The sequence below is a fragment of the Micromonospora sp. NPDC005172 genome (assembly GCF_040608555.1).
In the GTDB taxonomy this organism is placed as follows: Bacteria; Actinomycetota; Actinomycetes; order Mycobacteriales; family Micromonosporaceae; genus Micromonospora.
The window spans coordinates 1-25,940 of record NZ_JBEXIL010000012.1 but is presented as its reverse complement, the minus strand read 5'-3'; the positions used below and the strand labels follow the sequence as shown (position 1 = coordinate 25,940).

Below are 25,940 nucleotides of genomic sequence, written 5' to 3'. Positions count from 1 at the left end.
AACTATCCTTACGCTGAGTACATGGATGACGCCCGTCGCGCAGCCGCGGAATTTCTCGGCACGCTGTTGCTGGTCTTCTTCGGCGTCGGCGCTGCGGTCGCCGCGCGGGTCCAGGGTGGTGTGGTGGTCGTCGCGCTGGCCTTCGGGTTCGTCATGCTGGCCCTCGTCTACACGATCGGTCCGCTCTCCGGTAGTCATGTCAACCCGGCGGTGACGCTCGGTGTCCTGCTGTCCGGCAAGATCTCGGTGATCGGCGCTGTCGCCTACTGGATCGCGCAGTTCGCCGGGGCGACGGTGGCCGGTTTCCTGCTCTGGGCGCTGACCCGTTGGGGTGACGTAGCGGACCAGACCGGGGCGCTGGGCTCGAACGGGTACGGCGCTCACATCAACCGGGGTGGCGCGGCCGTGGTGGAAATCGTGCTGACCTTCCTCTTCGTCCTGGTCGTCCTGGTGGTCACGAGCCGTACCGAGAATCCGGGCACCGCCGGGTTGGCCATCGGACTGGCCCTGGCCGCCACCCAGCTCGTCGGCGTGACGCTGACCGGCGCGGCGGTCAACCCGGCCCGAGCCTTCGGTCCGGCCGTCTTCGAGGGTGGAACAGCGCTCCGCCAACTCTGGGTGTTCATCGTCTTCCCGCTGCTGGGCGGTGCGCTCGCGGCGCTGGTGGCACCGCTGGTGATGGGCGCGCAGCGGCACTACTGGGGCGGACACGAGCGAGCGGTCGGCAGACCGGGACACCACGAAGGGCAATAACCTTCGTCCGGGGCTCTTTTCCGGCGATTACCTTCGTGGCAGCATCGACGCATGCATCGTCGTCTCTTTCCGCGCGCCGTCGCGCTGCTCGCGCTGGTCGCCACCGTGGCCACGGTCGGCGCGTCCGGCGCCACCGCCGAGTCGCCGACCCCCGCGACGACCCGCCTGCGCGCCACCATCGACGCGATCCTCGCCGACAACCGGCTGACCGGCGCGCAGACCTCGGTGGTCGTCGTCGACACCAGCACCGGCGAGACCCTCTACGACCGCAACGGCGACCGGCGGCTGATCCCGGCCTCCAACACCAAGTTGCTGACCTCCACCGCCGCCCTCGGGCTGCTCGGTTCCGGCCATCACTTCAGCACCGACGTGCAGGCCACCGGAGCGCGCCGCGCCGGGTTGCTCTCCGGCAGTCTCTACCTGCGGGGCGGCGGTGATCCGACCATGCTCGCGGCCGACTACGACGCGCTCGCCGCACGGGTGGCCGCCGCCGGCGTCCGGGTCGTCACCGGCAACCTGGTCGCCGACGACACCCGCTACGACCGCACCCGGCTGGGCCCCGACTGGACGTGGGACGACGAGCCGTACTACTACGCCGCGCAGGTCTCCGCACTGACGGTCGCTCCGGACACCGACTACGACGCGGGCACCGTGATCGTGCACGCCGCTCCCGCCGACCGGGCCGGCGCCCGCCCGGTGGTCACCACCACGCCGCCCACCAGTTACGTCCGCATCGACAACCGCGCCGAGACGGTCAGCGAGGGTGAGACGTCGATCTCCATCGAGCGCGAACACGGCGGCAACACGGTCGTGGTGACCGGCCAGATCGTCGTCGGCGACGAGCCCGCGAGCGACTGGGTGACCGTTTGGGAACCCACCGGCCTCGCAGCCGAGATCTTCCGGGCAGCGCTGTACCGGCACGGCGTCCGGGTGCTCGGCCGGACCGTGCTCGGCGAGCCCACCCCGGAGACGGCCCACCCGGTGGCCAGACACGACTCGATGAGCCTCGGTGAGCTGATGACGCCGTTCCTCAAGCTTTCCAACAACGGGCACGCCGAGGTCCTCACCAAGGAGATCGGCCGCGTGCTGTCCGGCACCGGCACCTGGTCCGCCGGTCTCACCGCGATCAGCGAGTACGTCGCCGACACCGGAATGGACACCGGAACGCTGCGCCAGCGCGACGGCTCGGGACTGTCCCGCCGCAACCTGGTGCCGGCGGCCGAGTTCGTCGACCTCCTGGCCGCCGTGCGTACCCAACCCTGGTTCGCCGCCTGGTACGCGGCGCTGCCCATCGCGGGGCAACCGGAGCGTTTCGTGGGCGGCACGCTGCGCAGCCGCATGGCCGGCACCCCGGCGGCGGGCAACGTCCACGCCAAGACCGGCAGCCTGACCGGCGTGTCCGGGCTGTCCGGCTACGTCACCAGCGCCGACGGTCACCTGCTGGCCTTCTCCATCCTGCTGAACAACTACCTGACGGCGTCGGTCAAGGCGCTGGAGGACCAGATCGCCGTGACGCTGGCCGGTCACCGCGAGGACGCCGCGAGCACGGCACGGATCGCGCGGCCCGAGGTGCCCCAGGCGCCGCGTACGCCCGAGGGCGTGGAGTGCTCCTGGGTCAAACCGATCACCTGCTGAGCGGCGGAGGCGGGTCAGGCCGGGTGCTTCGGTGTGGGGGGCACCGCCGCAGGGTCGCCGCGCTCGATGAGGGCGGCGATCTCGGCGGCGTGCAGGCCGCGGAGCGTCAGGACGCGGGTGCCCCAGCGGTGCAGCCGGCAGGGGTGCGGGCTGGCGTCGTTGCGACAGACCACTCCGCCGGACCAACGGCGGGGCGCGTGCACGACCACCGCACGCACCGCGAACTGGGCATCCTCGCCCGTCACGTACGGCGGCAGGGGAATGTCGCGGAGCGCCTCCGGCTCGTCGGCGCCGGAGGAGACGGCGGGACGGAGGCGGTGGGCGGTACTGCTGCTCATCTGCACTTCCTCCACAGTGGAAGGTGAGACGGGGACAGCAGAAAGCTACGTCGACGTGGCCGGAGGGCGACGGACAAACTGTCCCGCTCAGCGCAGCGCGACAGCCTGGAGGCCGACGTTGCCGCAGTGTTCGGTGAAGACCTTCTCGACCGTCCAGGTCACCACCAGCCGGGCGTCCTTCGGCGCCGTGAACCGGATGACGAACTGGGCGCTCTGACTGGTGTACGGGTCCTCCAGACGCACCGTGCTCACCGGCCCTCCGGTCGACAACCGCACGTCCAGCCGGCCGCGTGCCATCCAGATTCCGGCGTAGACCTGGACGGTGCGCGACGTGCCGCTGCCGGCGACCGACAGGCTGAATCCGTTGCCGACGCCGCAGGTGTAAACGCCGTCGGAGCTGCCCCGATCCCACCGCTCGGGCGCACCGTCGGACCAACGGACAACCTCCTGGTTGCCGTCCCAGCCGACCCGGCGGCCCTTGCCGCCCCCGTCGACGATCTCCCCGGAGCCGGAGCGCTTGCGGACTGTCGAGTCACCGCCGCGCAGCCCCCAGTGCATCCAGTCGCGGGTGCCCACGGCGGTCAGGTCGACCTCGGCGGGCACCTCGGCGCGGCTCACCGACAGCAGCGACGTCGACGGTTTCTCCGCAGGAGGGGTCGTGGGCGGGCTCGTCGACGGGGTCGGCTCGGGCGAGGGTGGGCGCTGACGGGGCCGCAGACCCGGCAGCGCCGGGCCGGCATCGGTGCGCCCGTCGGCGCCCGGCAGACCCGTCGGACGGACTGCCCCGGCGGGCACGCCACCCGAGCCGCCGGCCCTGCCGTCACCCGAGTCCGGGTCGGACCGGGTGCCGAGGTACGCGACGAGCACCACGAGGCAGACGGCCGCGCCGGCGCCTTCCAGCGCCCAGCGCCGCCGCTGTCGGGCGCGCGTGAGTCGGCGCAGCGCGCGGTGGTTCAGACCGGCGGCGTCGGTTCGCGGCCGGTGCGACGCAGGTCGGTCTGCCGGGTCGTCTCCGGCCCGCGAACCATCCCGCGTACGGTCCTCGTCCGCCACCGACCCCTCCACGTTGCCGCCCGACCGCCACCGCACCTGACGGATCGACCGTCCACTGTGGGTCGTTCACGATTGCACCGGCGTGGTCGACACGCTAAATCGGGACAGCATGACGTGTCCAGTCCGGATCGGGACGGTATGGGACAGGGGTTGGTCGATCCCAGCTCAGCCGATCCGGAAGCCCAGCGCCTGGGCGATGACGAGAGCCTGCTCGGCGTCCACGATCGCGCCGGCGCACTCGGCCGACGTCGGGTCGAGCGCGGTGAGGTCGCTGCGCCGCAGGTCGGCACCGCCGAGGCGGCAACGCTGAAGCTGCGCGCCGGAGAGGTCGACACCGGTCACGGCGGCTCCGCCGAGGTTGGCGCCGGTGAGGTCGGCCTCGCGCATCCGCACGTCGCTGAGCCGGACGGCGCGCAGGTCCGCGCCGGGTAGCGCGACGAACGACCAGTCGCCGCCGTCGACGCGCAACGGGCGCAGCTCGCACTGGACGAAGGTGCTGCCCACCAGCTTGCAGCCGGTGAACTCGGCCTCGAAGAAGTTGCAGCGCTTGAAGACACAGCGGGTGAACGCCGAGTCGAGGTGCCGGGACGCGTTGAACCGCACGTTGCCGAACGTGCAGCCGGTGAAGACCGCGCCCCGGGTGACCGCCTCGGTCAGGTCCACGTCGTAGAACTCGCAGGCCACGAACTGACGATCGGTCAGCTCCTCGCCGTACCAGTCCTCGTGGCGGAAGGTCACGTCCTCGGTCAACTCCGGCATCCGGCCAGGCTAACGACGCCACCGGGGGCGGCCTCTTCCGGTAGCGGCGTACCGGCGAGTAGTTTCGGCGGCGTGAGTGTGGCGCGGAGCAATGACCCGGATGAGATCGGCTTCGACCCGGCGCGGCTGGCCCGGATCGACGAGCACTTCGGCAGGTACGTCGACGACGGCCGGCTGGCCGGCTGGCAGGTGGTGGTCACCCGCCGCGGCGAGGTGGCGCACTCCTCGACGTACGGCGTTCGGGACCGCGAGTCGGGGGCGCCGGTCGAAACCGACACGCTCTGGCGGATCTACTCGATGACCAAGCCGGTCACCTCGGTCGCGGCCATGATGCTGTGGGAGGAGGGCCGCTTCGAGCTGACCGACGAGATCAGCCGCTGGCTGCCCGAGTTCGCCGACATGCGGGTCTACTCGAAAGGCTCGACGCTCAAGCCGTACACGGTGCCGGCGACCGAGCCGATCCGGGTCTGGCATCTGCTCACCCACACCGCCGGCCTGACGTACGGCTTCATGCAGACGTCGGTGGTCGACGGGCTCTACCGGGCCGCCGGCTACGACCTGTACCCGCCGGCGGACGTCGACCTGGCCACGGCCTGTGAAGTCTTCGGCGGACTGCCGCTGCTCTTCGAGCCCGGTACGGCCTGGGGTTACTCGGTCGCCACGGACGTGCTCGGTCGACTGGTCGAGGTGGTCTCCGGGCAGAGCCTCGACGCCTTCTTCGCGGACCGGATCTTCGCCCCGCTGGGCATGACGGACACCCGCTGGTGGGTCGAGGGCGACGAGGCCGAGCGGCTGGCCGCGCTCTACGCGCCCGATCCGCGCAACGGGCGGGCGACCCGCTACGACCGGCTCGGCACCCTCGCGCACCACAAGCCCGGCCTGCTCTCCGGTGGCGGTGGCCTGATCTCCAGCGCGGCCGACTACCACCGCTTCACCCAACTGCTGCTGCGCGGCGGCGAGTTGGACGGCGTACGCCTGCTCGGGCCTCGCACGGTGCGTTTCATGACCCGCAACCACCTGCCCGGCGGGCAGGACCTGGGCACCCTGTCCTCCGGTGGCTTCGCCGAGAGCACCCTGGACGGGATCGGCTTCGGCCTCGGCTTCGCGGTCGTCGAGGATCCGATTCCGAGCCGGGTGCCGAGCAGCGTCGGCGAGTACTACTGGGGTGGGGTCGCCAGCACCGCCTTCTGGGTGGACCCGGCCGAGGAGATCACCGCGCTCCTGTTCACGCAGCTCATGCCGTCGAGCACCTACCCACTGCGCTCCCAACTGCGCCAGCTCGTCTACGCCGCCCTGGTCGACTGACCGGGATCGCCGTTTGACGGGCGGGCGGCCGGCCCGGTCCCTAGCCTGGGCTGGTGAGCACCATCGTCGTGTTTGGCGCGGGCGGCACCGCCGGATCGCGGGTCGCCGCCGAGGCGGCCGACCGGGGGCACCGGGTGATCGCCGCGGTCCGTCGTCCGGAGGCGACCTCGTACCTGCCGGACGGCGTGCGGACGGTCACCGGCGACGCCACCAGCGAGCGCAGCGTCCGGGAGCTGGCACCGGACGCGGACGCCCTGGTGGTGGCCATCGGTGGTGGCGAGCGTGGGCTATGGCGCAGCGCCGCCGAGACCCTGGTGACCACCCTGCGGGCCATGCCGGCGGCGCCCCGGATCATCCACCTGGGTGGCGGTTCCACCCTGCTCACGCCACGCGGCACCCGGTTCCTCGACGAACCGGACTTCCCCGAGCAGTACCGGGAGTCGGCGATGGGCCAGGCCGACGCGCTGGACTACTACCGCAGCTCCGCCGACGGGGTGCGCTGGACCTACGTCTCGCCCCCACCGCTGGAATTCCACCCCGGCGACCGCACCGGGCACTACCGGACGGGCACCGACGAGCCGATCACCGACGACCAGGGCCGCTCGGTGCTCACCTATGAGGACCTCGCGGTCGCGATCGTCGACGAGATCGAGCAGCCCCGGTACGTCAACACGCGGTTCACCGCCGCGTACTGAGCGACAGCGCGATCAGTCGGCGAGGCGGGCCGGGAAGCCGCCGGTGGCGATCGGACCCCAGGCGTCGATGGTGACCCGGATCAGCGACTTGCCCTGACGCACCATGGCCGCCCGGTAGTCGTCCCAGTCCGGGTGCTCGCCGGAGATGCTGCGGAAGTACTCGACCAGCGGCTCCAGCGCCTCGGGCAGGTCCAGCACCTCGGCGGTGCCGTCGAGCTGCACCCAGGGGCCGTTCCAGTCGTCGGAGAGCACGCAGGCCGAGACCCGGGGGTCGCGGCGGATGTTGGTCACCTTCGCCCGCTCGGGGTAGGTGGACACGACCAGCCTGCCCTCGCCGTCGATGCCGGCGGAGACCGGGGAGGACTGCGGGCGGCCGTCGGCCCGGGTGGTCATCAGCACCACCCGGTGTCGCGGGCGGAGGAAGTCGAGCAGGGCGTCCCGGTCGACCCGGGTGTTCTTCGCGATGCTTGGCGCCATCTCTCGTTCCTACCAGGGCGGCGGCGGGTCCGGGGGCGGTGGGGGTCAGCGGGGGCGGGCAGCGGTGGGTGGCACCGCCTGGCTGGGCACGCGAGGTCGCCCGGCCGGGCGCCAGGCCCGGCCGTTGGCGTAGATCACCCGAAAGCCGAGGTACGAGGCGAGTGGCGCCCAGTGCGCCGAGCCCATCCGCAGTTCGGCGGCGTTGTGCCGCTGCCCGTTGGCCAGCACGTCGAGCAGGACGGTTTCGAAGGCGGCCGATTCGACCCAGTCGACGTCCCGGGTAAAGCCGCAGATCAGCGCCGCGCCGGTGACCTCCAGGAACTCGCGCAGCACCGCGTCCGACGCGCGCAGCACGGAGCAGCTGCCGAAGTAGAGCCTGCGCCCCTCGCAGCGGCCGGCCATCAGCTCGGCCACCTCGTTCAGCTCCACGGACTGCCAGTCGGTGAGGCAGAGGCGACTCGGCTCGCCGTGCATGGCGAAGAAGCCGACGCGGTGGTCGGCGTACTGCTTGAGCAGCCAGCGGTCCAGGAAGTAGAACAACTCGTCGCGGGTGGCCGCGTCCTTGTGGATGAACCGGATCTTGCCCAGCCGCTCCAGCAGTTCGAGGGTGGGCAGCACGGAGCCGCGTTCGTTGAGGTCGCGGTGCCACTGACCCTCGACACAGAAGACGCCACCGCGTGCCACGTGCACCTCCGCCCGTCCGCCGCCCGAGGCTGACGTTACCGGCTGCTCGTCGGCGAGGAACATCACCCTGGGTGTGGCTGATTGCGACGTTCGGTGCAGTTCTCGCGCTACCTGCGCGATCGGGGGAAATGGCTGTTTCACAAATCAGCCGAATTCACAGGCGACGCCCAGGAACGGGCGATTCGTGAGGACAATTCTCGTTATTGCCGCCAAGCGCCCTGATCAGTGCGAGGGTGGAAATCACGGGACGTCCCGGTCGATGTCCCAGAGCCCACCCCATTCGCTCTCCTATCGGGAGGACTTCTGTGCGCGTAAACACCTTGAAGCGAGTCGCAGTCGCTTTCGCCCTGGCACTGCCCGGGGCAGCGATCGCCGCGGTGGTCGCCGCGCCGGCAGCGTACGCGGACGGCTGCTACACCTGGAACCGCAACCTGTACCAGGGACGCTCGGGCGACGACGTCCGTCAGTTGCAGATCCGCGTCGCCGGCTGGGCCGGCTCCCGGGACATCGTGGAGAACGACGGCCGCTACGGACCAAAGACCGCCGCCGCGGTGAAGCGGTTCCAGCAGGCGTACGGGCTACGCGCCGACGGCATCGCCGGCCCGCAGACCTACGCCAAGCTGTACCAACTCCAGGACAACGACTGCACCCCCGCGCACTTCAGCTACGGCGAGCTGGACAACGGGTGCGGCGGCAGCGGCTGGAGCGGCGGCCCCCTGTCGGCGGCCCAGACGAAGCAGAACGCGCTGCGCACCATGTGGAAGCTGGAGGCGCTGCGCAAGAGCCTCGGCGACAAGCCGCTGAACGTGTCGAGCGGTTACCGCAGCCGCGCCTGCAACAACCAGGTCGGCGGCGCGTCGGACAGTCAGCACCTGTACGGCAACGCGGCCGACGTCACCTCACGGACGTCGTCGCTGTGCCGGGTGGCGAAGGACGCCCGTAACCACGGCTTCAGCGGGATCTACGGGCCGGGCTACCCCGATCACGACGACCACGTGCACGTCGACTCACGGCGCGAGAACAACAGCGACAACAGCTCGAACACGACGAGCTGGTCCGCGCCGGACTGCGGGATCGGCGGCTGACGACTGGACCAGCCGGTCGGCGTGACGTCGGCCCGGCGCGGGTGGGGAACCCCGCGTCGGGCCGGCGTCGTGTCGTCCCCTAAAGGGCGGCTCGGGGTAGGCCGTTCAGCTCGCCCGGGGCCAGCGCGGCGCGGTGACACCGGGAGCCGCCGGTCGGCCGGCAGCGGCAGCAGGTCGTACCCCCGTGGGGGTGACCCGCGCGGCCTGGTGCCGCGCCGGCAGTCCGGCCCGGCCGGGTGGCGGCGCCGCGTGGCCGGCGGTCGTCGCCGGCCGGACGCCGGTCGGCCGCGCGGACGACGGCCCGGTCGCGGTGAACGGGAAGGGCACGTGCACGAACGGGTTGCCGTGCCGGATCAGCGCCTCGATCTGCCGCTCGTTGAGCCCGTGTGTCTCCAGGACCCGCCGCCCCCACCGATGCAGGCGGCACGGATAGGAAGCGCCGTCGTTGCGGCACAGCGGCCCGGTCGGCCACTCCTCGGCGGTGTGCACGACCACCGCCCGGACCGCGAGCCGGACATCCTCGGGGGTCAGTGGCGCCGGCATTGGCACCTCACCCAGCACCTGGTCGATGGGATCCGTCGACTGCTCACCAACTCGCACGGCAGGCCTCCCGCAGTTCGGCAGCGGTACGGCGGACCCACCGCACCGACATCCTCGGGCAGTGGTACGGCCGGCATCGGACGAAAGTTCAATCCCGGTACGCGCTGAGCAGATCCTCTGGCGACAGCACGTGGATTCCGTCGACGGCGGTGCCGCTGCGCGACACGGCAACGGTCGGCACCGATTCGTCCGCTCCGGGCAGCCGGGACCGGTGCAGAAGCAGTCTGCCCAGGTCATGGGCATCGAAGGGGCGGTTCTCCTGCCACTTCACCGAGCCGACGAAGCAGATGCGCTGAGCGACCGGCCCACGATCGGCACCGACGATGTCGATCTCGGGGTCGTTCGTACGGGTCCAGTAGCCGCCGATCACCGATGCTTCGGCCGGCAGCGTGCCTCCGGGCAGCCGGCGCATCGTCTCGCGGACGACAGGTTCGATCGCCCGACCTCGCCAGGACGTCCACGATCGCAGAATCCGCTCCAAGGTCAGGTCACCTCGCCCACGCTCGATCTCGGCCAGGTGGGGCCCCAGGAACGACAGCCAGAAACGCAGGTACGGATCAGCCACCGCATACCTCGTCTCCCGCGACGGCTTGGTCGACAGCGGGACGGCGACCTCCACGGCCCGCTTCTGGGTCAGCAGACCCAGGGCGCGGTTCAGGGACGCCTGCGGTAGATCCCCCGCCGCGCGGGAGATCAGCGTGAAGGTCCGCTCACCGGTGCCGATGGCTCGCAGCACCAGGCCCGCCTGGGACTGGGGTGGGAACTCCGCCGCGAGCGCGCGTTCGCCGCTGACCAGCAGGGCCGAGGTCGGGTCGCGTACCGCGTCGGCCAGATATTCGTGCACCGACGCGCCGGTCGGCCACTCGTCGAGGATCAGCGGCAGACCGCCGGACACCAGATAGGCGTCGAACGCGTCGGCGGCGGCCAGATCGAGCATGTCGCGGACGTCGGCCGGGCTCAGCGGAGGGATGACCATCTCGGTGGCCCGCTGGTGGAACGGCCGACCATAGTCGTTCAGGGCTTCCATCATGGCCAGGTCCGAGCCGACGCAGATCAGCAGGACCGGCCGCCGGGACAGCTCGCGATCGAAGACCTTCTGGAGCGTGCCCTCGAAGCCCGGATCGCTCGCGATGAGATACGGCATCTCGTCCAGGACGACGACGCTCGGCCGGTCGGTCGGCAGCGCGGCGGCGAGGAGGGTGAGCGCGGCGTCCCAGGTCCGTGGATGCTGCTCGCTCAACAGGTGCGCTCCGGGCAACGTGGAGGCGGCCGCCGCTTCCACGAAGAGGGCGAGATCGGCCGCGGCGGTCGGCTGCGCGGAGGCGGTGAAGAAGAGGTGTGGGACCTCAGCTCGCTCGACGAACTCCTCCACGAGCCGGGACTTGCCGACCCGTCGGCGACCGCGCATGAGCAGGGCGCGACCCGGGCGACCAGCCCGGCCGCCTCGCTGCACACGGGAGAGCATGCCGCTCAGGAGGTCGAGTTCCCGGTCCCTCCCCACAAAGCCGTCCACGATCACCCCTGATACTGCCAACGATGGAACAACCAGAAATGAGTGTAACCTCATCCGTGTTGTTCAGACGAGGTCGGCGTCGTGCACGAGCAGGGCCACCTGGACCCGGTTGTTGAGGTCGAGTCGGGTCAGCAGGCGGGAGACGTACGCCTTCACCGTCGCCACGCTCATGAACAACTCCCCCGCGATCTCCGCGTTGGTGCGGCCCCGACCGAGGGCGATGGCGACCTGCCGCTCCCGTTCGCTGAGCCCACCGAGCAGGCGCAGCGCCCGCTCCTGACGCGGATCGGGGCCGGGCAGACCCGGATTGGCGGCGGTCACGTGCTTGATCAGCGTGCGGGTCACCGTCGGAGAGAGCATCGCCTCGCCCGCGGCGACACGGCGTACCGCGTGCACGATGTCCGCCGGCGGGGTGTCCTTGAGCAGGAAACCGGCCGCGCCCGCGCGCAGTGCCCGCAGCACCTGCTCGTCGGCGTCGAAGGTGGTGAGCACCAACACCTCGGGCGGGTGCGGTTGCGTGCGCAGCGCCTCGGTGGCGGCCAGCCCGTCCACCCGGGGCATCCGGATGTCCATCAACACCACGTCGGGGGCGTACGCGGCGACCGCAGCGGGCACCTCGCCGCCGTCGGCCGCCTCGCCCACCACCAAAAGGTCCGGCAGGCCGCCGAGGATCATCGAGAGCCCCGCCCGGACCAGCGCGTCGTCGTCCACGATCAGCACCCGTACCGGCTCCGCCCCGCCGGCCGGGCCGGACCCGTCGCGGGCGCCGCGCACGTCAGGAGAGCCAGGCCCGCCGGCCGGCCCGGTCACGCCGGCCACGGCAGCCAGGCTGCCAGCCGGAAGTCGCCGGTGTCGTCCCGACCGTAGGCGAGTCGCCCGCCGGCCAGGGTGACCCGTTCGCTGATGCCGACCAGGCCGGTGCCCGCGCCCGGAAGTGTGCCGCCGACCGGAGCGCCCACCGGCCACCGGTTGGCGATCGCCACGGTCAGCCCGGTGCCCGGCCCGCCCGCGACGTCCACGGTGACGGCCGCGCCGGCCGCGTGCTTGCGGGCGTTGGTCAACCCCTCCTGGACGATCCGGTACGCGGCCCGCCCCAGCGCCGCTGGCACCTCCTCCGGCCGGGCGACGCTGTCGCTGACGTTGACCCGCACCCCGGCCGTCCGCGACTCGTCCACCAGGGCCGGCAGGTCGGCGAGGGTGGGCTGCGGCGGCTCGGGCGCGTCGCCGGTGGCGTCGCCCTCGGCCCGGAGCACCCCGATGACCTCCCGCAGGTCCTGCAGGGCGGCGTGCGCGCTGGCTCGGATCACCCCGGCCGCCCGCCCGACCTCGTCGGCCGACGCGTCGGGGCGGAACTCCAGCGCGCCCGCGTGCAGGCTGAGCAGGGAGATCCGGTGGGCCAGCACGTCGTGCATCTCCCGGGCGATGCGGGTGCGTTCGAGGTGGCGGGCCTGGGCGACCCGCAACTGCTGCTCGGCCTCGGCACGCTCGGCGCGCTCGCGCAGCGACACGATCAACTGCCGCCGGGCCCGCACGAACATCCCCCAGGCCAGCACGGCGAACGTGATCACCACGCCCCACGACACGGTGGCCCAGTACGGCCAGCTCGGATCCGGGCGTGCCCAACTGAAGATCAGGTTGGTAACGAGGCCGGCACCGGTTAACGCGATCGCGACGGCGGTGCGGCGGTGCACCACGACGGTGAAGTACAGAATCAGCAGCGGGACGGCAGCGGCCAACGAGAAGGCGCTCAGCGGCAGGGTGGCCACCGCCAACCCGAGCGGCCACCGTCGCCGCACCCAGAGCAGCCCGCAGGAGGCCAGCCCGAGCAGCGCGTCCACGCCGGCCATCCAGTCGTGCGGCAGCGGGATCGCCGTCTCCGGAGCGGGCGACAGGGCGTCCACGGTGGCGAACAACACCCAGAGCAGCCCAGCCAGGAACGCAAGGCTGTCCACGATCCAGTCGCGGGTGGTGCGGCGCGGGTGTGCCCGGTCACGTTCGCCCGGCACGACCAGCTCCCCTGGCAGCAGCCAGGGGTGTTCCGGGACGGCGAGGCTGGTCACGCGCCCATGCTAGGCAGCAACGGGCACCGGCAACCAGCTACCAAAGTATCGTCCGGAGCGTCGACCAAGGTCGACGCGACGCCGACCGGTGGCCGCAGCGGATGACCGGACGGCGCGGGCAGGCTCGACCGCATGATCAGCGTGGAGAACCTCACCAAGCGGTACGGGCCGCACCCGGCGGTGGACGACGTGTCGTTCCAGTGCGAGCCGGGCACCGTCACCGGCTTCCTCGGCCCCAACGGCGCCGGCAAGTCGACAACCATGCGCATGATCTGCGGGCTGACCACACCGACCGCCGGTCGCGCCACCGTCTCCGGACACCCCTACCGGGAGCTGCCCAACCCGGGACGGGAGGTCGGCGTGCTGCTGGACGCCTCCGCCCAGCACGCCGGGCGCACGGGCCGCGAGGCGTTGACGCTGTCCGCGTACACCCTGGGTCTGGACAAGCGCGAGGTCGCCGCGAAGCTCGACCTGGTCGGGTTGAACGCGGTGGCGGCGAAGCGTCGGGTACGGGCGTACTCGCTGGGCATGCGCCAGCGGCTCGGCCTGGCGCAGGCGCTGCTCGGTGACCCCCGGGTGTTGATCCTCGACGAGCCGGCGAACGGCCTGGACCCGGAGGGGATCTTCTGGATGCGGGGTCTGCTGCGCGACTTCGCCGACCGGGGCGGCACGGTGCTGCTCTCCTCCCACCTGCTCCGCGAGGTGGAGGCGGTCGCGGACCGGCTGGTGGTGATCGGGGGTGGCCGGATCGTGGCCCAGGGCAGCAAGGACGAGTTGCTGGCCGGTGGCGGCACGGTGGTGCGGGCGCGCGACGACGTGGCGCTGCGTCGGGCGCTGGAGGCGGCCGACCTGACCGCCGCCGACAGCGCCGACGGCCTGCTCGTGCAGGCGGACGCCGAGACGGTCGGCCAGGCCGCGTCCGACGCCGGAGTCGCGCTGACCGAGCTGCGCCCGGCCGGCAGCGGCGGCCTCGAACAGCTCTTCCTCACCCTGACCGCCGGCGAATCCACCAGAGAGGCCGTCCGATGACCACCACCACCGCGCCCACCGCCGGCGCCGTCGCGCCCCGGCACCATTCCCCGGTACGCCGACCGTCACTGCTCCGGCTCACCGCCGTGGAACTGCGCAAGCTCGTCGACACCCGGGCCGGCCGCTGGTTGCTGATCACCATCGGCCTCGTCGTCGTCGCGGTCGTCACCCTCCTGCTGATCTACGCGGAGGACGCCGAACAGACCTTCGGCACCTTCTTCGTGACCTCGCTGCTGCCCGCCAACGTGCTCCTGCCGGTGCTGGGCATCCTGTCGATCACCAGCGAGTGGTCGCAGCGCACCGCCCTCACCACGTACGCGCTGGTGCCCCGGCGGGAACGGGTGGTGGCCGCGAAGCTGATCGCGGTGGTGCTGGCCGCGGTCGCCTCTGTGCTGGTCGCCGTCGCCGTCGCCAGCGTCGGGACGCTCGTGGCGTCGGCCACGGGCGGTGCGGGCACCTGGCAGGTCGGCGCGACGCTGATCGTCAACGGGGTGATCGTCCAGGTGGCCGTGGTGCTGATGGGTGCCGCCTTCGGCCTGCTGCTGCTCAACACGCCGTTGGCGATCGTCGGCTACCTGCTGCTGCCGACGCTCTGGTCGGTGCTCGGCGAGATGGTCCGGCCCCTGCGCGGTCCGGCCGAGTGGCTGGACACCAGCCGGACCATGGAGCCGTTGTTCAGCAGCGATGCGCTCACCGGTGGACAGTGGGGGCGGCTGGCGGTGTCCCTGCTCGTCTGGATGGTCCTTCCGTTGGCCGCCGGCCTGGTCCGGACGCTGCACCGCGAGGTGTCCTGACCATGGACGCGGCCGACTGTCGCCCCCACACGGTGGTCACCGGTGGTCCGCTGGAACTGGTCGTCCTGTGGGGTGGCTTCCCGCTGCTCGGCGCGGGCGCCGGTTGGCTCCTCGCGGCGTCGACGGGGTGGCTGGCCCGGTTGTCGTGGGTACCGTTCGGCGACCTCGTCAGGTGGTTGGACCGGCTGCCCGAGCCGCAGGCGACCCTCGGCGCGATCGCCGTGGGCGTCCTCGCCGGCCTGGTCGTCGCCGGCGTCGGCACCGCCGAACGGCTGATCGTCACCGTGGACGGGGTGCAGGTCCGGCTGCGCCGCGCCGACCAGATCCGCACCGCCGCGCGGGCCGACACCCGGGTGGTCTTCCTGGCCGACAAGCACCTGGTGCTGCTCGACGGCCACGGCGCGGAACTCCTGCGGGAGTCGACGGACCTGCCGGCGGTCCAGTTGGCGGAGGCGTTCCACGCGCACGGCTGGGCCTGGGCGGACGACGACCCGCACCGGTCCGCGTACCGGCTGTGGGTGCCCGACCTGCCCGGCCTACCGGCCGGCGCGGACGCGCTGCTGCGCGCCCGCGACCGGGCTCTCGGACGGGACCGCCGCGACGACGTGCGGGAACTGCGCCGTGAACTCGGCCGGCTCGGGGTGGTGCTGCGCGACGAGGGTGGACGCCAGTACTGGCGGACCGTCGCCCCCAAAGCGGGACAGCCGACTTCGGCCGAGCGGGAGCCCGAGGGCAGGTAGCGTCAGTCCCAGGAGATCCTGGGAGCGCACGATGACCGAGCAGCAGCCGTACCGGGTGGTGTCCCGACACCCCGGCTTCGAGTTGCGTCGTTACCCGGCCCACCTGGTGGCCGAGATGCAGGTCCAGGCGTCGTTCACCCGGGCGCCGATCGAGGCGTTCCGGCCGCTGGCCGCGTACGTCGGTGGCGCCAACCGGGCCCGGCACCCCGTCGGGTCCGGCGTGCCGGCGACGTCGACGGCCAGCGACTCGGAGAAGATCGCGATGACCGTGCCGGTCGTCCAGATCGAGGGCGAGCGGCCGGGCGCGTACCTGATCCAGTTCGTCCTGCCGGCCACCGTCACCACCGCGACGGTGCCCGAGCCGGTGGACGCCCGGGTGCGGATCCGTGCGGTCGGGGCCCAACTGGCGGCGGCCGTGCGCTTCTCCGGTCGGTGGACGGAGCAGGCGTTCAGCCGGCGGGCCACCCTGCTCGGCCGGTCGGTGACCGCCGCCGGGCTGCAACCCACCGGGGCCATCCGGTACGCGCGCTTCGACCCGCCGTGGAAGCCATGGTTCCTGCGGCGCAACGAGGTCGTGCTGCCGGTCGTGGAGTGAACGGGCGGTGGCCCGGCAGGCGGTCATCCGACCGTGCCGAGCGGGGACCGCGCGGGGCGGTGCCGCAGTGCCCGCCACGTCGGCAGCACGCTCGCGAGGACGGCCAGCAGCAGGCACAGCCCCACCACCGCGCCGACGACCGTCCACGGCACCACCAGGTCGACGGGTGCGCCCACCTGCTCGGCGAGGCCGGCACGGATGCTGAGCAGACCGACGAGCGCGACCGTCCCACCGAGCAGCGCGCCGATCAGCACCACCAGGGCGGATTCCGCCGTGACCAGCCAGACGACCTGCCTCCGGGTCGCCCCGGCCAGCCGGATCAGCCGCAGGTCCGCGGCCCGACCGGCGGCGGCCAGCAGCAACGTGTTGGCGACCGCGATGGCCCCGTAGCCGGCGGACACCCCGATGAGCAGCAACGTGAACAGCCACACCAGGCGTTCCTCGGCGGCGTCCGCCTCGGCAGCCCAGGTGGCGACGTCGACGACCCGCCCACCGACGGGTGGTCCGATCCGGTCCCGGACGTACACCGTGGACGTCAGGGCCGACGGGTCGTGCGCCCGCACCACCGCCCGGGGCACCAGCAGGTCACCGGGGAGCGAGCCGTCGGTGACCACGGCGACGACGCGTAGCGACACCGTCCTGCCGTCGGCGAAGACCACCTCGTACGGTGCGGACGGGCGCAGGTTCGTCGCGGCGGTGACCACCACCGTGTCGTCGCCCCGCAGGTCGTCCAGCGAACCGGCGACGACGGTGAGCACCCGGTTCGCGGCGGCGAAGCCCACCGGGTCCACGCCGAGAGCGGTGAGTGGACGGTTCGCCGGCAGCGCCCGGGGGTCGGTGCGGTAGACCGTGGTCGGCAGGAGGGCGGTCCCGCCGGTCTCGGCGACTGCCGCGTCCGACAGACCCGGTCCCCGCTCGGGCACGACGATCCAACCGGCGTTCACGTTGTCCGCCCGACCTGCCGCGTACGCGGCGGTCGTGGTGCGCACCATCCCGGACACCAGCACCGCGAACGCGACGGTGAGCAGAACCGGCGCGGCGATGGAGGCGGTCCGTCGGGTGGCGGTCAACGCCCCGCCCCGGACCAGCATCCCGATCGCGCCCCCGGGCCGCCGCACCGGTGACCGCAGCAGCCGTACGACCGGCCCGACCACCGCCGGCGCGAGCACTGTGGCACCGGCCACCAGGGCCATTACCGCGTAGAGGGCGTACTGCGCGGCGATCCGGGCCTCGTCGGCCGTCGCCGTTCCGACGCTGAGCGCGAACCCGGCCGCGACCAGGAGCACACCGGTGGCGACCCGCACCCGCCCGATCGGCCGCTGCTCCACCGCGGCCTCGCGCAACGCCTCCAGCGGGCGGACCCGTGCCGCCCGTCGGGACGCCGACCAGACGGCCAGCAGCGCGATCACCGGTCCGGCGACGAGCGAGACCGCAACCGGCCAGAGGCTGTAGCGGACCGCGAAGGTCGCCGGCTCCAGACCGGCGTCGACCAGCAGCCGACCCAACGCCGGGGCGAGCGCCGCGCCGACCAGCAGGCCGACGACTCCACCGCCGGCCCCGACGGCGAGCGCCTCGGCGTACACCAGGCGGCGGACCTGACGCCCGGTGGCGCCCACGGCGCGGAGGAGACCCAGCTCGCGGCGGCGCTGCGCGACGGTGAACGCGAAGGTGGAGGCGACCACGAACACCGTGACGAAGCCGGCGAGGGCCGCCGTGGCGGTGAGCACCTGCATGCCGATCCACCGGGTGCGGGCGTCACCACGAGGCTCCAACGCGCCACGCGCGTCGCCGGTCAGCACCCGTCCATCGCCGCCGACGACACCACGCGCCGCCAGGGCGACCTGTTCCGGGTCGGCGTCGGGCGCGAGCAGCAGACCGATCGCCCGGACGCCGGGCGCGAGCACGGCGGCCACCTCGTCCGCGACGTGGACGCCGGGTGCGGCGACCAGACCGCGCACGGTGTACGGCTCCGGACCCGAGGCGGTGAGGAGGGTGATCGACGCGCCGACCGGCAGCCCGAGCGCACGGTCGACGGCCACCTCGCCGGCCCTGCGGGGCGGACCGCCGGCCGTGGTGCGCAGTCCACCGAGCTGGGCGCTGGACCACCCGTGCCCCTGGTGGGCGTCCTCGCGCCGACTGTCGACGGCCACGGGGTGACCGTCGACGAGCGGCTGGGCGTAGAAGGTCCGGTCCGGAACGGCCGCCACGACGCCCGGCAACTCGGTCAGCTTGCCGACGAGGTCCGCCGCGACCTCGGCGGACCAGGGGCGGGTCGGCACGAACGAGTCGGGAGAGGCGCCCGCCTCCGGGCTCTGCACCACCACCGCCGCCCGCGCCAGCCGGTCCGGCACCTGCGGCCGGCCGGAGGCGAGCAGCAGGGTCGCCGCCGCGACCAGCGCGACCCCGAGAGCGACGGCCACGAACGCGCTGGCCGAACGCCGGACGCTCACCACGACGGCTCCCCGACGGTCTCCCGCTCGGCGATCCGGGCGGCGACGACGGCGGCGGTGATCCCGTCGGTCAACTCGTGGACCACGCGCCCGTCGGCGAGCAGGAGGACCCGGTCGGCGTACGCGGCCGCGCCCGGATCGTGGGTCACCATCACCACGGTCTGCCCGTGGTCGTCGACAAGCGCGCGCAGCAGCCGGAGCACATGACGCGACGCCCCGCTGTCCAGCGCGCCGGTCGGCTCGTCGGCGAAGAGCACCGCCGGACGGGTGATCAACGCTCGGGCCACGGCGACGCGCTGCTGCTCGCCACCGGACAGCTCACTCGGCCGGTGCCCGGCCCGGTCGGCCAGTCCGACGGCGGCGAGCGCGGCGGCCACGTCCCCGGCCGGTGGACGGCGACCGGCAAGGCGGGACGGCAACTCCACGTTCTGCGCGGCGGTCAGTGTGGACACCAGGTTGAACGCCTGGAACACGAAGCCGATCCGGTCCCGCCGCAGTCGGGTCAGCTCGTCCTCGCCGAGGTCGTCCAGTCGGACACCGTCGATCGTGACGGTCCCCTCGGTCGGGGTGTCCAACCCGGCCGCGCAGTGCAGCAGGGTGGACTTCCCCGAGCCGGACGGGCCCATCACCGCCGTGAACGTACCGCTCGCGAAGCTGGTCGTCACGCCGTCGAGCGCCGTCACCGGCCGTCCCGGGGTGCCGTACACCGCGCGTAGTCCCGTCAGGGTCACCGTGTCTGTGGTCATGGCCGTCACAGTGCCGCTTCCGGCCGGTGTCAGGCGTCGTGCCAGCGCGGACACTCTCTCGCCCGCCCCTGGGCGGACCTCGGGAGCGGGAGGCGACCCGGAGTCGTACCCGGGGATGACGGCCCACGGGTGGACGCGCCCGCCGCCGCTTGTCGATAGCGTTCGTGGCGTGATCGCTCACCTGCTGTCCCGGCGACTGCGGCCGGCGGACCTGTACGTCGTGGACGCCGTCCTGGCTGCGGCGGTCGGCGGGCTGCTCTGCCCGTACGCGGCGTTGGAGTCGCCGCTGCACGGCGGCGTCCGCGAGCCACTCTGGATTTCCGTGCTGGTCGGAATGGCCCTCGGGCTGCCGTTGGCCGTCCGGCGACGCTGGCCGGTCGCCGTCGCCGCCGTCATCAGCGCGGTCACCACCGTCGCCCTGATCACCGGCGTGATCCCCAACTTCGCCGCTGCCGCGCCGGCCCTCGCCATCGGCCTGTCCTTCTACACGGTGGCGGTGTCGACGACCACGCGCCGATCGATGCTCAGCGCCGCCGCCTGCCTCGCCCTGGTGAGCGTCGCGCTGGTGGTGACCGCGGGTGACCTCTGGTCGCGGACCGGGGCAGTCGTCTACGCCCTCGTCATGATCGCGCCGGCCTGGCTGATCGGCTGGCTGGTCCGGGAGCGGCGTGCCCTGGCCGCCCGGCAGAGTGACCACCTGGTCCGTCAGGCGGCCACCGAGGAACGCCTGCGGGTGGCCCGCGAGCTGCACGACGTGGTGGCCCACACGCTGAGCCTCATCGTGGTGAAGGCCGCCGTCGCCAACCACGTCGCCGAGGCCGACCCTCGGGAGGCGGGTGCCGCCCTACGGGTGATCGAGGAGACCGGCCGTGGCGCGTTGACCGACGTACGTCGGGTCCTCGGCGTCCTGCGCGACGGCACCCCGTACGCCCCGACGCCGGGGTTGGACGAGCTGCCGGTGCTCGCCGAGCAGGCGGCGATCGGCGGCGTCGACGTACGGCTCGACGTACGGCGGGAGGAGCCGGCCGCCACGGTGCCGGAGTCGGTGGGCCTCGCGGTCTACCGGATCGTGCAGGAGGCGGTGACCAACGTGGTGAAGCACGCCGCTCCGGCCGCCTGCCTTGCCACGGTGACCGTCCTGCCCACCGAGGTGCGGGTGGAGGTGACCGACGACGGCCGGCGACCGGTGTCGACGGTCGGCGAGGGGCACGGGTTGATCGGCATGCGGGAACGGGTGGCGCTGCACGGCGGGGAGTTCCGGGCCGGTCCCCGCTCCGACGGTGGCTTCGCGGTGAGCGCCAGCCTGCCCTACCGGGTGGCCGCGTGATCCGCGTGCTGATCGCCGACGACCAGGCGCTGCTGCGCGGGAGCTTCCGGTTGCTGGTGGACCTCAGCGGGGACTGCACCACCGTCGCCGAGGCGGGCAACGGGGTGGAGGCCGTGGCGTTGGCCGGGCAGCACCGGCCGGACGTGGTGCTGATGGACGTCCGGATGCCGGAGATGGACGGCATCGAGGCGACGCGTCGGATCTGCGCCGACCCGGCCACGGCCGGCAGCCGGGTCATCATCCTGACCACGTTCGACCTCGACGAGTACGTCTACGGGGCGCTGCGCGCCGGTGCCAGCGGATTCCTGCTCAAGGACACCCCGCCGGCGGACCTGTTGGCCGGAATCCGGGTGGTCGCCGCCGGTGAGGGGCTGCTCGCGCCGACGGTGACCCGCCGGCTGATCGACGAGTTCGCCCGGCGGCCGGAGCCGAGCCGACCCCTGCCCCGACAACTCGACGGGGTGACCGAACGGGAACGGGAGGTGCTCACGCTGATCGGCCGTGGTTTGTCCAACACCGAGCTGGCGGGGCATCTCAACCTCAGCCAGGCCACGGTCAAGACCCACATCGGGCGGTTGTTGACGAAGTTGGCGGTGCGCGACCGCGCGCAACTGGTCATCGTCGCGTACGAGACGGGACTGGTAGGGCCGGGCGGCCTACGCTGAGCCGGTCGGCCGTACACCCAGGAGGAGCCATGACCCGGTACGTCGCCCTGCTGCGGGGGGTCAACGTCGGCAGCACCGCCTCGCGATGGCCGACCTGCGCCGGATCGTCACCGACCTCGGGCACGACGACGTCACGACGTACCTGCAGAGCGGCAACGTGGTCTTCGGCAGCAGTGTGCGCGACGCGGAGAAGCTGGCCGCCGGCATCGAGCGGGCGCTCACCGACGAGCTGGGGCTCACCGTGCCGGTGCTGGTGCGCAGCGGCCGGGAGTTGGCGGCGGTGGCGGGCGGCAACCCGTACGCCGAGATCGACGACGACCCGAAGCGGCTGCTGGTGGCCTTCCTCGCGGTAGCGCCGAAGAAGTCCCTGGCCGACGCGCTCACCGTGCCCGGTGGTGAGAACGCGGCGTTCACGGTGACCGGCCGCGAGGTCTTCCTGCACTTCCCCGACGGTGGCTACGGCCGGACGAAGTTCACCAACGCGTACCTGGAGAAGAAGCTCGGCGTGGTGGGCACCACCCGCAACTGGAAATCGGTGCGCACCCTGGCGGAGCTGGCGGCCGGCTGACCGGGCGGGCGCGGACGCCCGCCCGGGACCGGTCAGAAGTGGTACGCGGTCTCGTACTCGGGCACCAGCACCCGGCTGCGGGGCGAGATCCGACGCACCGCCGCGATCATGTCGTCGAGGCGGGCGCGGTCGGCCGGCGCGACGACCGGCGGGTTCCGCAGCGGCGTCTCGAAGTTGTCCCAGTGCACCGGCACCACGACCTTCGGGTAGTCCAGACCGGCCAGCAGCCGGGGCAGGTAGTCGGCGGTGGTGGTGGCGCTCTGCATGGCCACCATCGCCACGTCCGGCGCCAGGCCGGTGAGGTTGCGCTCGGCGACGTCGCTGGCCCCGGTGAGGTAGACCGACGGGCCGCCCTCGACCCGCAGCAGGTAGCCCAGCGTGTCGCCCTCCGGCAGGTCCGCGATGGTCGCCGGCTGCGCCGGCTGGCTCACCCGCACCCCGGGAAAGGCCACCGAGTACGACGCGTTGCGGCTGTGCAGCGAGCCGACCACCTCGACGGTGTGGTCGCCGAAGTCGAGCACCTCCCCGCCCCTGACGGCGCTGAGCTGCGCCGACGGCACCCCGTAGGCCAACCCGAGGTGGTACGCGGTGAGCGTGCCGAACACCCGCGCGCCGGTACGCCCGGCGATGTACGGCACGTCCATGAAGTGGTCCCAGTGGGTGTGCGTGACCAGGACGGTCGTGGCCTTGTCGACGCGCGGGTCGATCACGTCGGTGCGCACGGCCAACGGGGTGTCCGTCTTGAAGGCGCCGGCGAACAGGCCGGCGTCGATCCGGCTGAGGAACGGGTCGACCAGGATGGTCCGGTCGGCGATGTCGATGCGCCAGCCGGCCGTACCCCACCAGCGGAAGCTGACCGCGCCCCTTGGACGGCCGGTCGGCGTGGGTGCGGCGGGCGGAGGCGCGGCCTGGGCAGGGGTGGTCGAGGCGGCGAGGCCACCGGCGGAGACCAGGGCGGTGGTGGCTGCGGCGTCGCGCAGGAAGCGACGGCGGTCGAGGTTGGGCATGTGGAGCTGCTCCCCGTGTTCGGGTGATCGGTCGAGACGAGCCAACCAGCACCGCCACGCTCCGGTCCAAGATCGAAAGCGCTCACCACCGATACGTCACCGCATATCGAGCCTGCTCAGCGCAGGTTTCCACCGCCGGAGGTCGCGGGAAACTCAGTCGCCGCGCAAGGCCTCAACGGCCGTGCGGGCAGCCCGCCCGACGGCCAGGTCCACGTCGATCCGGCGCGGGGCGAGATCGTCCGCGCGGGCGAAGACGGCGATTCCGTACCGGCCGCCGTCGGGGTATTCGGCGACTCCGGCCTCCAGGTGCAGCCCGGGCAGGGTGCCGGTCTTGCCGGACACCCGCACGGCGGGCGGGAAGCCGGCGGCCAGGCGGGTCCAGAAAAGCTGCCGGGCCATCCAGGCGCGGACCATCGCGCACGCCGACGCCGGCCCGGCCTCGTCCCGCCAGATGAGGCCGAGCAGCCGGGTGATGTCCCGCGCCGTGCTGGACGTGGTGCGCTGGGGGTCGAAGACCCGCATGGCCCGGACCCGGTCCGCCGGCAGGGTCGGGAAGATCCGCGCGAACTCCACCTCGGTACGCGCCCCCACGTCGGCGAGCATCATCTCGACCAGCTCCCGTGGGCCGCCGAGAACGCGGGTACGGCCGAGGCCCAGCTCGGCGGCGAGCATCGGCAGCAGGTCCGGGCCGACCCGGCGCAACAGCAGGTCGGCGGCCGTGTTGTCGCTCACCGACATGGCGAAGTACGCGAGGTCCCGCAACGACACCTCGGCGTCGTCGGCGCAGCCGGCCAGCCCCCAACCACCGAGCCGGTCGGCGGCGGTGACCAGGACGCGTTCGGTCGGGTCGACCTGGCCCGCCTCGACCTGCCGGGCGAACTCCAGCACCAGCAGGATCTTGAAGATCGACGCGATCACCACCTGCTCGTCGGCCCGCACACCGACCTCCCGGCCCGCCGCGTCCAGGTCCACGACGTGCAGGCTGGCGGTCACCCCGGCGTCGGCGAAGATGGCCTCGATCCGCTCCCCCACGTCCACCCCGGCACGGTATCCACTGGCGGTGCCCCGCCGCTGGCGTAGGGTCCGGCCGTGGACCTGCTCCGACATCTGCGGCACTTCGTGGTGGTCGCCCACGAGCTGCACTTCGGACGGGCCGCCGACCGTCTCGGGATGGCCCAGCCGCCGTTGAGCCAGTCGATCCAGCGGCTGGAACGGGAACTGGCCGTCGAACTGTTCGACCGCTCCCGCCGACAGGTGCGACTCACCACCGCCGGTGGTCTGCTGCTCGCCGAGGCGGAGGAACTCCTCGCCGGGGAGGGCCGGCTGCGCAACCTCATGGTCCAGGTCCGCGCGGGTGAGCTGGGCGTCCTGCGCGCCGGTGTGCCGCCGGAGACTCCCGCGGTGACGCTGCGGGCTCTGCTGGACCAGCTCGCCACCCGTGCGCCCGGCCTCGACCTGGAGCTGCACGAGCTGACCACCGCCGAGCAGGTGCGGATGCTCACCGAACGGAGCCTGGACGTGGGGCTCGTGCACCACCCGGTCGACACGGACGGGCTGCGCTTCGGCGCCCCTGTCGACGTACCGCTGGGGGTGCTGCTGCCGCGGACCTCGCCGCTGGCGCGCGGCCGGGAGGTACCGCTCGCCGCGCTCGCCGGCCTGGACCTGGTGGCCGCGCCCCGGGCCACCGCGCCGGGCTGGCACGACCACCTGCTCGCGGTGTGCCGGCGGCACGGGTGGCAGCCGACCCGGGTACGGCCCGCCCGCAACCCGGAGTTCCTGTTCGGGTTGGTGCTGGCCGGCGGTGGGGTCGCCGTGGAGCCGGCGACCCTGGCCCGCCGGGAACCCCGGATCGCCTGGCGACCGTTCGCCGACGCGTCGCTGACCAGACGCACCTCGGCGGTCTGGCCGCAGCGGTCGGCCCACCCGGCGGCGCCGATGGTCGGGCAGCTCGCCGCCGAGGTGCTGGCCACCGCCGAGCCGGCGCCACCCACGTCGCCGTCGGTGCCGGCGGCACGGCCCTGGCCGGTGCTGTTCGACACGACCGGGTGAACCGAATCGCCGTTGCGCTCGTCACTTCGCTTTGGGCGGTGAATCGTCCACCTGCCCGGGTATGGATAACGGATAACGAATACGCAAAGGAGCCGCAGTGGCACTCACGATTCCTGACATCAGCCTGAACGACGGCACCACGATCCCGCAGCTCGGCTTCGGGGTGTTCCAGATCGAGCCGAAGGACACCGCCGCGGCGGTGACCACGGCGCTCGAGGTGGGCTACCGGCACATCGACACCGCCGAGATGTACGGCAACGAGGCCGAGGTCGGCGAGGCCGTCCGCACGTCCGGCCTCGACCGCGGCTCGGTGTACGTGACGAGCAAGTTGAACAACGGTTTCCACCGCCCGGACGACGCCCGCAAGGCGTTCGACTCGACGCTGTCGGCGTTGAAGATGGACTACATCGACCTATTCCTGATCCACTGGCCGCTGCCGACCCTGTACGACGGCGACTACGTCTCGACGTGGAAGGTGCTGGAGGAGTTCCAGCGCGACGGTCGCGCCCGCTCGATCGGCGTGTCGAACTTCCAGGTGGCGCACCTGCAGCGGCTGGCCGACGAGGCGAGCGTGGTGCCGGCGGTCAACCAGATCGAGGCGCACCCGTACTTCACCAACGACGAGGTCCGCGCCTACGGTCGCGAGCACAACATCCTCACCGAGGCCTGGTCGCCCATCGCGCAGGGCAAGGTGCTCAACGACCCGACGGTGGTCGACATCGCCGGGCAGGTCGGCCGTACGCCGGCGCAGGTGGTGCTGCGGTGGCACGTGCAGCGCGGCGACATCATCTTCCCGAAGTCGACCACCCCGAAGCGGATCGAGGAGAACACCGGGATCTTCGACTTCGAGCTGGACGACGCGGCGATGGAGCGCATCACCGGGCTGGACAAGGGCGAGGCCGGGCGGCAGGGCCCGAACCCGGGTCGCCGGTGGCTCCACCGCGGAGGGCGCCGCCGTTCAACTGGCTGACTGCTCTGGCGCCAGTTCGCAGAGGTTCAACCTGAACAAGGCC

The 25,940-nt window shown here is 72.6% G+C and carries 27 protein-coding genes; 14 read left to right on the top strand and 13 right to left on the bottom strand.

The window, feature by feature from the left end:
* Nucleotides 1–21 precede the first annotated feature (21 nt).
* Both ABZV06_RS10770 and dacB read left to right on the top strand, forming a co-directional pair.
* The gene (locus ABZV06_RS10770) at nt 22–753 is read left to right on the top strand and encodes an aquaporin (RefSeq protein ID WP_355232813.1); all 732 of its coding nucleotides are present in this window, start codon (nt 22–24) and stop codon (nt 751–753) included.
* Between the two features lie 51 nt (nt 754–804).
* Nucleotides 805–2,388 (top strand): D-alanyl-D-alanine carboxypeptidase/D-alanyl-D-alanine-endopeptidase, encoded by a 1,584-nt coding sequence (dacB, locus tag ABZV06_RS10765; protein ID WP_355620390.1) that lies wholly within the window; start codon nt 805–807, stop codon nt 2,386–2,388.
* Nucleotides 2,389–2,402: 14 nt separating this feature from the next.
* Here the strand turns inward: dacB and ABZV06_RS10760 are convergent, their stop codons facing one another.
* From ABZV06_RS10760 to ABZV06_RS10750, 3 genes are all read right to left on the bottom strand, one after another.
* Nucleotides 2,403–2,726: a hypothetical protein gene (locus ABZV06_RS10760; RefSeq protein ID WP_355232811.1), complete on the bottom strand. Its 324-nt coding sequence runs from the start codon at nt 2,724–2,726 to the stop codon at nt 2,403–2,405.
* An 87-nt stretch (nt 2,727–2,813) separates the two neighbouring features.
* On the bottom strand, nt 2,814–3,779 hold the full coding sequence (locus tag ABZV06_RS10755; RefSeq protein ID WP_355620387.1) for a hypothetical protein: 966 nt from the start codon (nt 3,777–3,779) through the stop codon (nt 2,814–2,816).
* Between the two features lie 165 nt (nt 3,780–3,944).
* Nucleotides 3,945–4,538, bottom strand: a complete 594-nt coding sequence (locus ABZV06_RS10750) for a pentapeptide repeat-containing protein (protein ID WP_355232809.1) — start codon at nt 4,536–4,538, stop codon at nt 3,945–3,947.
* Between the two features lie 72 nt (nt 4,539–4,610).
* Between ABZV06_RS10750 and ABZV06_RS10745 the strand changes: the two genes are divergently transcribed.
* The gene (locus ABZV06_RS10745) at nt 4,611–5,843 is read left to right on the top strand and encodes a serine hydrolase domain-containing protein (RefSeq protein ID WP_355620384.1); all 1,233 of its coding nucleotides are present in this window, start codon (nt 4,611–4,613) and stop codon (nt 5,841–5,843) included.
* 53 nt (nt 5,844–5,896) lie between these two features.
* Nucleotides 5,897–6,538 (top strand): NAD(P)H-binding protein, encoded by a 642-nt coding sequence (locus tag ABZV06_RS10740; RefSeq protein ID WP_355620381.1) that lies wholly within the window; start codon nt 5,897–5,899, stop codon nt 6,536–6,538.
* Between the two features lie 12 nt (nt 6,539–6,550).
* Here the strand turns inward: ABZV06_RS10740 and ABZV06_RS10735 are convergent, their stop codons facing one another.
* Together ABZV06_RS10735 and ABZV06_RS10730 are read right to left on the bottom strand one after the other, a co-directional pair.
* Nucleotides 6,551–7,015: a PPOX class F420-dependent oxidoreductase gene (locus ABZV06_RS10735; protein ID WP_355232806.1), complete on the bottom strand. Its 465-nt coding sequence runs from the start codon at nt 7,013–7,015 to the stop codon at nt 6,551–6,553.
* A 45-nt stretch (nt 7,016–7,060) separates the two neighbouring features.
* A complete protein-coding gene (locus ABZV06_RS10730; RefSeq protein ID WP_355232805.1) occupies nt 7,061–7,699 on the bottom strand; it encodes a hypothetical protein in 639 nt (212 codons plus the stop codon).
* Between the two features lie 305 nt (nt 7,700–8,004).
* On the opposite strand from ABZV06_RS10730, the gene ABZV06_RS10725 reads away from it, so the two are divergent.
* On the top strand, nt 8,005–8,784 hold the full coding sequence (locus ABZV06_RS10725) for a D-Ala-D-Ala carboxypeptidase family metallohydrolase (RefSeq protein WP_355232804.1): 780 nt from the start codon (nt 8,005–8,007) through the stop codon (nt 8,782–8,784).
* A 105-nt stretch (nt 8,785–8,889) separates the two neighbouring features.
* Here ABZV06_RS10725 and ABZV06_RS10720 read toward each other — a convergent pair whose 3' ends face one another.
* From ABZV06_RS10720 to ABZV06_RS10705, 4 genes are all read right to left on the bottom strand, one after another.
* Nucleotides 8,890–9,384 carry a hypothetical protein gene (locus ABZV06_RS10720; RefSeq protein ID WP_355232803.1) on the bottom strand — a complete coding sequence of 165 codons (495 nt, stop codon included), beginning with the start codon at nt 9,382–9,384 and terminating at the stop codon, nt 8,890–8,892.
* Between the two features lie 88 nt (nt 9,385–9,472).
* Nucleotides 9,473–10,897, bottom strand: coding sequence for an ATP-binding protein (locus ABZV06_RS10715; protein ID WP_355232802.1), 1,425 nt, complete (start codon nt 10,895–10,897; stop codon nt 9,473–9,475).
* 63 nt (nt 10,898–10,960) lie between these two features.
* Nucleotides 10,961–11,725, bottom strand: coding sequence for a response regulator transcription factor (locus ABZV06_RS10710; protein WP_355233075.1), 765 nt, complete (start codon nt 11,723–11,725; stop codon nt 10,961–10,963).
* Nucleotides 11,704–12,957, bottom strand: coding sequence for a histidine kinase (locus tag ABZV06_RS10705; RefSeq protein ID WP_355620378.1), 1,254 nt, complete (start codon nt 12,955–12,957; stop codon nt 11,704–11,706). Before ABZV06_RS10705 ends, ABZV06_RS10710 begins: the two co-directional genes overlap by 22 nt.
* A 132-nt stretch (nt 12,958–13,089) precedes the next feature.
* On the opposite strand from ABZV06_RS10705, the gene ABZV06_RS10700 reads away from it, so the two are divergent.
* From ABZV06_RS10700 to ABZV06_RS10685, 4 genes are read left to right on the top strand one after another with little or no spacing between them, the layout of a single operon-like run.
* Nucleotides 13,090–13,986 (top strand): ATP-binding cassette domain-containing protein, encoded by an 897-nt coding sequence (locus ABZV06_RS10700; protein ID WP_355232800.1) that lies wholly within the window; start codon nt 13,090–13,092, stop codon nt 13,984–13,986.
* Nucleotides 13,983–14,780, top strand: coding sequence for an ABC transporter permease (locus ABZV06_RS10695; RefSeq protein WP_355620375.1), 798 nt, complete (start codon nt 13,983–13,985; stop codon nt 14,778–14,780). The genes ABZV06_RS10700 and ABZV06_RS10695 overlap by 4 nt, the downstream gene beginning before the upstream one ends.
* A 2-nt stretch (nt 14,781–14,782) precedes the next feature.
* Nucleotides 14,783–15,520: a hypothetical protein gene (locus ABZV06_RS10690; protein WP_355232798.1), complete on the top strand. Its 738-nt coding sequence runs from the start codon at nt 14,783–14,785 to the stop codon at nt 15,518–15,520.
* A 31-nt stretch (nt 15,521–15,551) separates the two neighbouring features.
* Nucleotides 15,552–16,115 carry a heme-binding protein gene (locus tag ABZV06_RS10685; RefSeq protein WP_355232797.1) on the top strand — a complete coding sequence of 188 codons (564 nt, stop codon included), beginning with the start codon at nt 15,552–15,554 and terminating at the stop codon, nt 16,113–16,115.
* A gap of 23 nt (nt 16,116–16,138) precedes the next feature.
* Here ABZV06_RS10685 and ABZV06_RS10680 read toward each other — a convergent pair whose 3' ends face one another.
* Both ABZV06_RS10680 and ABZV06_RS10675 read right to left on the bottom strand, forming a co-directional pair.
* Nucleotides 16,139–18,565, bottom strand: coding sequence for an ABC transporter permease (locus ABZV06_RS10680; RefSeq protein ID WP_355620372.1), 2,427 nt, complete (start codon nt 18,563–18,565; stop codon nt 16,139–16,141).
* Nucleotides 18,562–19,311 (bottom strand): ABC transporter ATP-binding protein, encoded by a 750-nt coding sequence (locus tag ABZV06_RS10675; RefSeq protein WP_355620369.1) that lies wholly within the window; start codon nt 19,309–19,311, stop codon nt 18,562–18,564. Before ABZV06_RS10675 ends, ABZV06_RS10680 begins: the two co-directional genes overlap by 4 nt.
* Before the next feature lie 169 nt (nt 19,312–19,480).
* Between ABZV06_RS10675 and ABZV06_RS10670 the strand changes: the two genes are divergently transcribed.
* The 3 genes from ABZV06_RS10670 to ABZV06_RS10660 all read left to right on the top strand — a co-directional run bounded on the left by ABZV06_RS10670 (nt 19,481) and on the right by ABZV06_RS10660 (nt 21,871).
* The gene (locus ABZV06_RS10670; RefSeq protein ID WP_355232794.1) at nt 19,481–20,638 is read left to right on the top strand and encodes a sensor histidine kinase; all 1,158 of its coding nucleotides are present in this window, start codon (nt 19,481–19,483) and stop codon (nt 20,636–20,638) included.
* A complete protein-coding gene (locus tag ABZV06_RS10665; protein WP_355232793.1) occupies nt 20,635–21,303 on the top strand; it encodes a response regulator transcription factor in 669 nt (222 codons plus the stop codon). The genes ABZV06_RS10670 and ABZV06_RS10665 overlap by 4 nt, the downstream gene beginning before the upstream one ends.
* Before the next feature lie 85 nt (nt 21,304–21,388).
* Nucleotides 21,389–21,871: a DUF1697 domain-containing protein gene (locus tag ABZV06_RS10660; protein ID WP_355620366.1), complete on the top strand. Its 483-nt coding sequence runs from the start codon at nt 21,389–21,391 to the stop codon at nt 21,869–21,871.
* A gap of 32 nt (nt 21,872–21,903) precedes the next feature.
* Here ABZV06_RS10660 and ABZV06_RS10655 read toward each other — a convergent pair whose 3' ends face one another.
* Together ABZV06_RS10655 and ABZV06_RS10650 are read right to left on the bottom strand one after the other, a co-directional pair.
* Entirely contained in the window at nt 21,904–22,878 is a 975-nt protein-coding gene (locus ABZV06_RS10655; RefSeq protein WP_355620363.1) for an MBL fold metallo-hydrolase, read from the bottom strand.
* Between the two features lie 153 nt (nt 22,879–23,031).
* Entirely contained in the window at nt 23,032–23,985 is a 954-nt protein-coding gene (locus ABZV06_RS10650; protein ID WP_355620361.1) for a serine hydrolase, read from the bottom strand.
* On the opposite strand from ABZV06_RS10650, the gene ABZV06_RS10645 reads away from it, so the two are divergent.
* Nucleotides 23,968–24,927 (top strand): LysR family transcriptional regulator, encoded by a 960-nt coding sequence (locus tag ABZV06_RS10645; protein ID WP_355620358.1) that lies wholly within the window; start codon nt 23,968–23,970, stop codon nt 24,925–24,927. The genes ABZV06_RS10650 and ABZV06_RS10645 overlap by 18 nt on opposite strands.
* A 97-nt stretch (nt 24,928–25,024) precedes the next feature.
* Nucleotides 25,025–25,897 (top strand): aldo/keto reductase, encoded by an 873-nt coding sequence (locus ABZV06_RS10640; protein WP_355620355.1) that lies wholly within the window; start codon nt 25,025–25,027, stop codon nt 25,895–25,897.
* Nucleotides 25,898–25,940 lie beyond the last annotated feature (43 nt).